8 protein-coding genes and 1 pseudogene are annotated in these 9402 nt (G+C 41.5%); 6 read left to right on the forward strand and 3 right to left on the reverse strand.

Annotation, left to right across the window (positions count from 1 at the left end):
- The first annotated feature begins 574 nt into the window (after positions 1 to 574).
- From ACVBIO_RS20955 to ACVBIO_RS20965, 3 genes are all read left to right on the forward strand, one after another.
- Positions 575 to 1057 (forward strand): VC2046/SO_2500 family protein, encoded by a 483-nt coding sequence (locus ACVBIO_RS20955; RefSeq protein WP_447173361.1) that lies wholly within the window; start codon positions 575 to 577, stop codon positions 1055 to 1057.
- Between the two features lie 74 nt (positions 1058 to 1131).
- A complete protein-coding gene (locus ACVBIO_RS20960) occupies positions 1132 to 1419 on the forward strand; it encodes a DUF406 family protein (protein WP_447161953.1) in 288 nt (95 codons plus the stop codon).
- A gap of 138 nt (positions 1420 to 1557) precedes the next feature.
- Positions 1558 to 3726 (forward strand): sensor domain-containing phosphodiesterase, encoded by a 2169-nt coding sequence (locus ACVBIO_RS20965; protein WP_447173362.1) that lies wholly within the window; start codon positions 1558 to 1560, stop codon positions 3724 to 3726.
- A gap of 6 nt (positions 3727 to 3732) precedes the next feature.
- Here ACVBIO_RS20965 and ACVBIO_RS20970 read toward each other — a convergent pair whose 3' ends face one another.
- Together ACVBIO_RS20970 and ACVBIO_RS20975 are read right to left on the reverse strand one after the other, a co-directional pair.
- On the reverse strand, positions 3733 to 4212 hold the full coding sequence (locus tag ACVBIO_RS20970; RefSeq protein WP_447173363.1) for a YchJ family protein: 480 nt from the start codon (positions 4210 to 4212) through the stop codon (positions 3733 to 3735).
- Between the two features lie 23 nt (positions 4213 to 4235).
- Complete coding sequence (locus tag ACVBIO_RS20975) at positions 4236 to 4820, reverse strand: YybH family protein (RefSeq protein WP_447173364.1); 585 nt, start codon at positions 4818 to 4820, stop codon at positions 4236 to 4238.
- Between the two features lie 165 nt (positions 4821 to 4985).
- Between ACVBIO_RS20975 and smrA the strand changes: the two genes are divergently transcribed.
- Positions 4986 to 5576 (forward strand): DNA endonuclease SmrA, encoded by a 591-nt coding sequence (gene smrA, locus ACVBIO_RS20980; RefSeq protein WP_447161949.1) that lies wholly within the window; start codon positions 4986 to 4988, stop codon positions 5574 to 5576.
- A gap of 106 nt (positions 5577 to 5682) precedes the next feature.
- On the opposite strand, the pseudogene ACVBIO_RS20985 reads toward smrA, so the two are convergent.
- A pseudogene (locus ACVBIO_RS20985) lies at positions 5683 to 5862 on the reverse strand (M2 family metallopeptidase); the annotation flags it as partial.
- A 338-nt stretch (positions 5863 to 6200) separates the two neighbouring features.
- Between ACVBIO_RS20985 and ACVBIO_RS20990 the strand changes: the two are divergent.
- Both ACVBIO_RS20990 and ACVBIO_RS20995 read left to right on the forward strand, forming a co-directional pair.
- Complete coding sequence (locus ACVBIO_RS20990; protein ID WP_447161948.1) at positions 6201 to 6848, forward strand: TetR/AcrR family transcriptional regulator; 648 nt, start codon at positions 6201 to 6203, stop codon at positions 6846 to 6848.
- A 5-nt stretch (positions 6849 to 6853) separates the two neighbouring features.
- A complete protein-coding gene (locus ACVBIO_RS20995) occupies positions 6854 to 9136 on the forward strand; it encodes an acyl-CoA dehydrogenase (RefSeq protein WP_447161947.1) in 2283 nt (760 codons plus the stop codon).
- Positions 9137 to 9402: the final 266 nt, after the last annotated feature.

Raw genomic sequence — 9402 nt, forward strand, 5'->3', positions numbered from 1 at the left:
GGAGAAGGATTCGAACCTTCGAAGGCTGAGCCGTCAGATTTACAGTCTGATCCCTTTGGCCACTCGGGAACCCCTCCTCAATTGCGGCGGCAATAGTAGTCAGAAATATTTCTCCTGTAAAGCCAAAATATGAAATAAACCCTAAAGAACTGACTGTTTGGTTAATTAACTGACAACGAGTTGTTTTACGGATGTATTCTTGCTCAATATGATTATTAATTAGCTCGCTACCAAAACAATCGCTATGAGTTTAAAAACGTATTAGCAAATAAGCAGGGGCAGCAATGAACTAAAGGTAGTTAGTAGTCATGTAACAGCAGTTGAAAAAACAGGCACGATGGGCCTATGACTGAGAGGGGTATCGTACAACGAAGAGTGTTGCTCATGTTTAATGTAATGAATTAGAAGCTCAATGAGCTTACAAGCTGATTGATGAGAAACAAGTAAACCAAAGGCACGATAGATAGTGATTAATGTCATTGAATATCAAAAAATGCCTAAAGTAATGACTCATGTAGTCGATAAAGTTTTAACAATATATTTCAGTGGTTTATTTTTGTGCAAAATGAGTGTTATGCAGGTAACTAGTGCGTTAGTTAACGAATCACAACTTGGTTCGAGGCTAAATCATGCCATCGGTTCAAACCGACGGGGTGAGTTTGGATTATTGCTGTCTATGTTATCTGCCGATGCTCGTGATATGGCGCAATTTCAAACCGATGCGCATCAATCTAGCGATCTTAGAGCTAAATTTGAGCTGCCTGAGCAACAAACACTACTCGCGCGTCTTGATATTGATGACGTCATTGTCGATAACAGTCACGTTCACCAATCAAGTGGTGCGATGGCCTTTCGCCTGGCTAATGTATTGAATGAAGAAGCATTAGTTATTCGAAGAAATGAAGCATTAGAGTTAGAAGAGGTTTTGGCCAATTGTGAGGTGACTACTCGTAATCGATACCAACAAGTCAACTCAAAGGCTAATATTACGTTGACGCATTTTGCCGATCAATTAGTTATGCAACGACAAATGAGTGAATTTATTGCTCAAGCTTGATGATGATCCTGCTCTATTTTGAATTGCTGATATATAATCATTAATTCATATTATCTTAGTAGAGACAAATCAAGATGAAAAATATTCAAAAGGCGCAGTCAAATTTGGTTAATGACACTTGTACAGACTGTGGTAGCTTTGTGGATGTGGGTGCAGTTATCGATGAGTACGATACAGTACTAGAGTTAGAGTTAAACGGTGAAAATTGTGAGCAATTGGCTGAAGAAGTGATTGCAAAAGCACAACAGCGCTTCGAAGGCGTAACTTTTGAAAAGCAGTTACAAGGCCAGAGCGTGAAAATCAACCTAACATTCTCTTTTAGTGCTGAAAAAATGATATTTCAATTAGAAAATGGCTTGTAATAGCTGTAGTTAAACTTGCTGAAATTACGTTAAATCGTGTAACCTAGTACCCTATATTTAGTACCCTATAAAAATAATTTTTTTGCTTTATATTTAAAGCCATTGGTAAGCAATTTGTTTGCCTCACTAGGATGACATGTGAAGAAACATCAATTTCAGCAATTGTTGGAGTACATTGTTAATTCAGAAGCAAAGCAGTTAGGAGATTTTAAAGCCACTGCAGACATTGCCGCTGAGTTACTCTCTCAACAGCTTAATGTTTCAAGTGTAGTGATTTCTGCATTGTCGGCAGAGACAAATACATTAGAGCAAGTTACACGCCTGAGTATGTTGCCTAATGTAGCCACTGACATCCGCCCTAAACCACAATCTTGTTCTAACTTTATTCTTCAGCTCAAAGATGAGCGCCATATCTCTTCTGAAAATGCGCTTGATGATAGTCGACTGGTTGAACTTAAGCCCTATTACCAAGCTCTGGGTATTGTGTCAGTTTTAGAAGTGGCGATTCGAATCAATGGGCATTTAGAAGGCACGTTAAGTCTTGAGCGTACTGAAATCTCAGAGCCATGGCATGATACTGAAATTCAGCTTTGCTCTCAGGTTGCAGACCAACTGGCACTCACACTCGCTACCCAATACGGCTATGACAAAGATGAGCGGTTAACGCTTTTTTTGTCAGCCGCAGAACAATCTGATCAAATTATGATGGTCGTTAATTTAGCAACCGACTGCATTGAGTACGTCAATAAGGCGCACGAGGCAGTAACCAAGGTACCTAAAGATCGCATTCTGGGACGTAAGATTCATTTTTTAGATTTTTTTAAGCAATATCCCGCGTTATCAGATGCTGTGTTGAAAAGAGCCCGTATTGGAGAGAGCTCTGAAGAAGAGGTCAGTCTTGAGCGCCATGACGGTACATCTTACTGGATGCGCTTTTCTGTAAAACGGTTTATCTCTGACAGAGGCAATCATTTTGCATTGGTTAATGCAGAAAACTGCACTGAACAGCACAATCATCAAACCGAGTTGCTCCGTTTAGCCTGGCGCTGTGGACTAACAGGTCTTTATAACCGTACGCATTTTAGCAAAGTACTTAAGAAAGCTCGTGCAGGGCATTTAATACTTATCGATCTTCGAGGCTTTAAGCGCTTTAACGATACTTATGGTCACGCTAATGGCGATATCATGTTAATCGAAGTCGCAAGACGAATGCGCCATTTTGCTGAGATTAACCAGATCTCTGATGTCGCTCGGATTGGCAGTGATGAGTTTGGTCTTTTATTTGAAACTGATCTCGATGAAGTACTTATCGAACAGTTAACAGAACGATTATACAAACAACTTGAAGCTCCGATTACCATAGGCATTGAGCAGATAGAGCCCAAACCCGCGTTAGCACGTGTTGCACTAGCCTCAATTGAACAGCAGTTGTCCTCTTTAACGTGTGCAGATATCGCGCTTCAATATGCGAAAAAAAAGCAAGGTAATGCCATACAGGTATTTAACTCAGCATTGCTGAATGCTTTTAAAGAAGATGCTCAGATAGAAAGAGACCTTGCCGTTGCGATTAAAGGTCGACAATTTGAGCTTTATTACCAACCGTTGAAAGACTTAAAGAAACAATCCTATATCGGCGCTGAAGCATTAATTCGTTGGCACCACCCAAAGAAAGGTGTGCTGTATCCTGGGGCTTTTATTGATATTGCAGAACAAACAGGGCTTATTAACGACATAGGCTCCTGGGTGTTAGAAGCGGCTTGTAAACAACTCAATTTATGGCAACGTCATCAAATAGATATCTCGATGCACGTAAATGTATCGGCGAGACAGTTTTTTAGTGGCTCACTATTTGAGCAAGTTTGGGAGTTGGTAACACGTTATAGGCTAAAACCGAATAGCCTGATCCTTGAGATCACCGAAACAGAGTTAATGGAAGATATTCGCTCAGCGACTAATTTATGTCATGAACTGGCAGAATTAGGCGTCGGTCTCGCTATCGATGACTTTGGCACTGGTTATAGCTCTATGCGCTATCTGAAGCAATTTCCGATTAGTAAACTTAAAATTGACCGTTCATTTATATCCGATCTGTCGGTGAGCCATGAGAGCCGTGAAATCGTCAGTGCGATTATCGCAATGGCATCGGCATTAAATATTTCGCTCACCGCCGAAGGCGTTGAAACAAAAGAGCAAGAGCAGTTTCTCGCTAAACACCTGTGTCATCAGGCTCAAGGGTTCTTATATAGCCCTGCGTTACGTGTCTCTGAGTTTGGCCAATTTTTGGAAAAAGCAGCCGCAGTTCATTAAAGCGGATTATTTACCACAGCACTGCTTAAACTTCTTACCACTTTGGCAGATACACTTGTCATTGCGTTTCGGAAAGACCACATCTTTGTGCTCACCTTGCGTGTAATACCATTTCTCATTCTGTTTGATAAAGCTTGAGCATTCATGAATGGCATCCAGTTCATCATCCAATTGATACCAAGCCTGAAAGGTTACTTTACCCTGACTGTCATTTTGCTGACTTGCAGTAATCTCTAAGCCCAACCATTGAGGTAGCGGCTCTTGTGCAAGGTTTTGTACTGTAAGCCCATTTAAATAATCGACATGGTGGGTTGCGATTAAATAATCAAATTGCTTTAGATAAAAAGCACTAAATCTTGAGCGCATTAATTGTTCTGGGCTCTGTGCAATTTGCGTTTTTAGGTGAAGTGGCTGGCAACAATCTTGATATACGTTGCCTGAACAGCAAGGGCACAGTTTATCGGTGTCTGAATTAAGGTTTGTCATGGTCATTGATTGTAAGTTACTGGTTACTGTTGGTTGTTGATATTGGTTATTGAGTTTTGGCTTAATGCTGGAAATTGGCGACCATAATAAAGGTTTGGACTTGGCTTGGCATTATAATAAAACGAAGCTTCGGCGCGGTTGTTGGTATCAACAGTCAAATACCACTTACCGTCACTTTTCTTGTTGGATACTCCAACAAACTTACCTGCAAATTCACTGCTTGGCTCTTCGTTATCAATGGGGGGGTGAAAACGAATCAGATAGTAACCGACATCTGTAGCACTCGACCCTTCGATGTTACGTTCGATCACTCTAAAATCGACTTCAATTTTGGCATTCTTATGCTTAATCTTGCCAAAAAAAGTTTGGTAAAGGGCAACAATATTATCGCGTCCTAAAGTAATTTCTTCATCTTGGCTTTCGGGGATGTAGCAGGCATCTTCAGAGTAGATAGACTCCATGATACTTGCATCAAGTTCATTAAAAGCTTCACTAAATTGCCCATAGACGGAGTTAAGTGCTTCGTTATCATCTGCTAAGGCGACTTGGAAGAAACTAAGGTAAAGAGTACAGGTAAATGTGAGTGCTGTTGCAACTTTTTTAAGCATGTATTTGGGCGAAATAATAATATAATGAGTATCACTATAATAGATGGTTACTGTGAACTAAAGTACTAGATCTTTACAAGATGTGTAGAATTGGACTGCAAATCAAATCTGCATCTTCACGAGCCTATGTCAGTGTGTTAGGTGAACGCAGTAAATGGGGGATTTATGGGTGAAGAGGAAATGAATCTTTTTCTTCAAGAGATGACAGGTGTTCAGCCACTTAAAAATAATACCAATGCGACAATTGTTGAACAAAAGGTATCTACGCAGGCTCAAGATGCTCGGCGTAAACAGCTTGAAATGAGTGAGCAGTTGGCTAAGTTAACCACAGATATCAATGGGATTGAGCCTATCGCATCGGACGCTATAGTCGAATTTAAACGAGATGGTGTTCAAGAAGCCGTATTTCAACGCTTAAGTCGGGGAGGTTACCCGATTAAACGCGAGATTGAGCTGCAACAGCTAAAGGTAAAACAGGCGAGGGAAGTGTTATACCTGCAATTGCAGCACAGCAGGGATCGTGGTGAGCGCAGCATTATCGTGATCCATGGTAAAGGGGTTAACACCAAACCTATCCCCGCTTTGACTAAGTCTTTTGTTGTGGCTTGGCTTGCGCAGATTGATGAGGTATTAGCATTTCACACAGCCCAAAACCATCATGGTGGTACAGGAGCGCTTTATGTGATGCTGGCTAAATCTGAACAGCAACGAATTGAAACCAAAGAGGCTAATCATAAAGGGGTTAATATCCGCTAGCATTGATTCACTTTCTCGAGAAAAAAGCCATTTTGATGTGAGATAAAATGGTTTTTATTGATCGTGATCTAATACTTTGTCGTGCTTTTAAAAACCTAATTAATCATTAGCAACCACATTGACGGTTAGCGATAGTATTTTGCTCATCTAGCCAGGTTTGCAGTGGGGCAAAGTAATCGAGTACCGCCTTGGGGTCCATTTCTTGAATACCAGTAACAGCTGCCAACGCTTTTGGCCATGGCTTACTCTGACCCATTTCTAGCATGGTGTTCAGTTTGGCTCTCGCTTCTGCACTCTTATCGACTTATATCGGTGCGGTATTACTGTCTGTGTTGTTATAGGCTGCGGTGCTTAGAGTTAATGCTATCAATGCAGAAAACTTAGAAAACTTAGAAAACTTTGATTACATCGATACCTTTGAAGCTTTCGCTAAGGTCATAACCATCGTTGAAATCCCTTGTTGTTTTTGTGTTGTTTATTTTCTTATTTTGTTGCCAATTAACAGAGGAACAGAATTACCAATTCAATAAGCAGTCTGTTTTTACGATTAAGGGGATTTCGTTTGACAATAAGCAAGCGAATGTTTAATTTAAACGAGTGTTTAAAATAGAAAAAGGCAACGGAATGGCAAATCGCTCCGATACGAAAACAAGAATACTGGATGCAGCGGAAAAATTATTTGCAGAAAGAGGATTTTCAGAAACCTCGCTAAGACTAATTACAAGCAAAGCTGAAGTAAACCTTGCATCTGTTAATTATCATTTTGGCTCAAAAAAAGAGCTGATCAGAGCGGTATTAGCACGTTACCTCGATGTATTTATGCCTGCAGCAGCAGACGCTATTGTTTTGGTTCGTAAAAATAATGCGAATGCATCATTGGATGATATTTTTTCAACGTTAGTTGCACCACTTCTCGATCTTAATGCGCTGAGAAACGAAGGTACCACCACATTTCTTCAGTTGTTGGGTCGTGGTTACATTGAGAGTCAGGGACACCTTCGTTGGTTCATTACTACGCATTACGGCGAGTATCTAGGGCTGTTTGTTAAAGCCGTGGCTGAGAGCGCCCCTCATATTCCTCCCGCAGAGATGTTTTGGCGATTACACTTTACCTTAGGTACGGTTGTTTTCACCATGGCCTCAGCCGATGCGTTAACAGAAATTGCAGAAGCTGATTTTGGGGAGCACAATGATATAGAAGCAGTTATTAGAAAAGTTATTCCGTATTTATCTGCCGGGGTATCGGTCCCACTTACTAAGGATGTAATGTAAAAATTATGGCTACGACATTATTAATACTATTGATTGGCGCAATAGTTGTTGTATTCAGTGTTAAAAATATCAGGATACAGTTAGTAACTCGTCCTGTATTTAGCTTTTTTAAAAAAGTACTACCACCGCTTTCTAATACAGAAAAAGAAGCGATGGAAGCAGGCGATGTATGGTGGGAAGGGGAGCTATTTAAAGGCAAACCTAACTGGCAAGTTCTGCATAGCTACGGTAAGCCGACACTGAGCTCTGAAGAGCAGGACTTTATCGACAATCAGGTAATGACAGCGTTAACCATGATTGACGATTACAACATCGTTAATGAAAGAAAAGATCTGCCACCAGAGCTATGGGACTACTTCAAGAAAGAAGGTTTCTTTGCGCTGATCATCCCAAAAAAGTATGGCGGTAAGGCGTTTTCAGCTTACGCCAACTCTACCATCGTCAGCAAAATAGCCAGTCGCAGTGTGAGTGCTGCAGTAACGGTTATGGTTCCTAACTCACTCGGTCCGGGAGAACTATTAACCCATTATGGCACCAGTGAGCAAAAAGATTTTTGGCTACCGCAACTAGCTGATGGCCGTGCTATTCCTTGTTTTGCATTAACGGGCCCAGAAGCGGGCAGTGATGCAGGCGCCATTCCAGACTCTGGCATTGTGTGTCGCCAACAGTTTAATGGTGAAGAAACACTAGGCTTAAAACTTAACTGGAATAAGCGCTATATTACGCTAGCGCCAGTTGCTGATGTATTGGGGCTTGCATTTCAAATGTATGATCCTGATGGTCTGCTTGGCGAGACAAAAGAGATTGGTATAACCTGCGCTCTGATCCCAACCGATCATGCTGGTGTTGAAATTGGTCGCCGTCACAACCCATTAAATATGGCGTTTATGAATGGCACCACCAGTGGTGAAGATGTGTTTATTCCACTGGATTGGATTATTGGTGGTCCTCAATATGCGGGTCGTGGCTGGAGAATGTTGGTTGAATGCTTATCGGCTGGCCGCGGGATCTCATTACCTGCGCTCTCAACAGCATCAGGTCATATGGCAACCAAGACAACAACTGCATACAGTTTTGTTCGTCAGCAATTTGGTATCGAAATCGGCCATTTTGAAGGGGTACAAGAGGCGTTAGCACGGATTATTGCCAATACTTATCAGCTTGAAGCAGCAAGGCGTTTAACCACAACGGGCATTGACTTAAAAGTTAAGCCTTCTGTGGTCACGGCGATTGCAAAATATCACATGACTGAACTTGGACGTAAGGTCATTGATGATGCGATGGATATCCAATCAGGTAAAGGGATCCAGCTTGGTCCTAAGAATTATTTAGGCTACGGTTACATGGCGCTCCCTATCTCTATTACGGTAGAAGGGGCCAATATTTTAACCAGAAGCTTGATGATCTTCGGTCAAGGCGCAACACGTTGTCATCCATACGTGTTGGCAGAGATGGAAGCCGCTGGCATGGAAGATACCAATGAAGGTCTTGAGCGTTTCGACGATCTACTATTAGGCCACATCGGTTATGCGATCCGTAATGCTTTCAGTGCATTTGCTAATGCGCTAACGGGTAGTCGCCTTTCTCAATCACCCGTAAGTGGTGAAACAAAGCAGTATTATAAAGATATGAACCGTTTATCAGCAGGCTTAGCCCTGATGACTGACGTTTCTATGCTTATTTTAGGCGGCGATTTAAAACGTAAAGAAATGCTTAGTGCCCGAATGGGTGACGTTTTAAGTCAGCTATATCTTGGTTCTGCAACCTTAAAGTTATTTGAAGATAATGGTCGTCAGTTTGATGATTTACCTGCAGTTCGCCATGTTATGGCAACGCGTTTGCACTTAGCAGCAAAAGCATTAGATGAAGCGATCCGTAACTTCCCTAACCGTGGTGTAGCCCTATTACTGCGCGCGTTAATCTTTCCGCTTGGAAATCGCTTTAAAAACGCAAGCGATAAGCTATCAATCGATCTGGTTAACTCGATGAGTAAACCTTGTCCTGCGCGTGAGCGGTTAACCTTCTTGTGTCCAGATTTTGATGGTGACACTGGCGGTATTGCAGAAGTTGAGAAAGCATTTATTGCCAAGCATTCATGCAAAGCTCTGTATAAGAAACTTAAGCAAGCACAAAGGGATGGCAGTTTACCTGCAAAACTACAACCTATTGCCTTATTTGACTCGGCGCTCGAGATCTCCTTGATTAGTTCTGATGAACATCAACAATTAGTTAAGGCGAATGAGTTACGCTTAGCGGCAATCAACGTGGATGACTTTGAGACTCTTTAGTTGAGACTCTTTAGTTGAGACTCTTTAGTTGAGAGTTGAATGTTGAGAGTTGAATGTTGATGTATTCGGTTAGCACTAGCATTTATTGTTAATGAGCTGCCTAATAAAATGCCGCCTTACTATGTACGTAAACGAGTACTTAGTAAGGCGGCATTTTTGTCTTTTAAAAAAGGCTGTGTGCTTTTTGATTGGTAATACCAAACTGGAAAATTAACTGGTCACACTTGCCCAATCCCTAGAACACAATTTTGTCACTCGCTCTGAAC

Source organism: Shewanella sp. 0m-8 (genome assembly GCF_052977265.1).

Bases quoted from the DNA above. Each gene is read 5' to 3' on its own strand.
- ACVBIO_RS20955 (WP_447173361.1), top strand. From the start codon at position 575: ATGCAGGTAACTAGTGCGTTAGTTAACGAATCACAACTTGGTTCGAGG.
- ACVBIO_RS20960 (WP_447161953.1), top strand. From the start codon at position 1,132: ATGAAAAATATTCAAAAGGCGCAGTCAAATTTGGTTAATGACACTTGT.
- ACVBIO_RS20970 (WP_447173363.1), bottom strand. From the start codon at position 4,212: ATGACAAACCTTAATTCAGACACCGATAAACTGTGCCCTTGCTGTTCA.
- ACVBIO_RS20975 (WP_447173364.1), bottom strand. From the start codon at position 4,820: ATGCTTAAAAAAGTTGCAACAGCACTCACATTTACCTGTACTCTTTAC.
- smrA (WP_447161949.1), top strand. From the start codon at position 4,986: ATGGGTGAAGAGGAAATGAATCTTTTTCTTCAAGAGATGACAGGTGTT.
- ACVBIO_RS20990 (WP_447161948.1), top strand. From the start codon at position 6,201: ATGGCAAATCGCTCCGATACGAAAACAAGAATACTGGATGCAGCGGAA.
- ACVBIO_RS20995 (WP_447161947.1), top strand. From the start codon at position 6,854: ATGGCTACGACATTATTAATACTATTGATTGGCGCAATAGTTGTTGTA.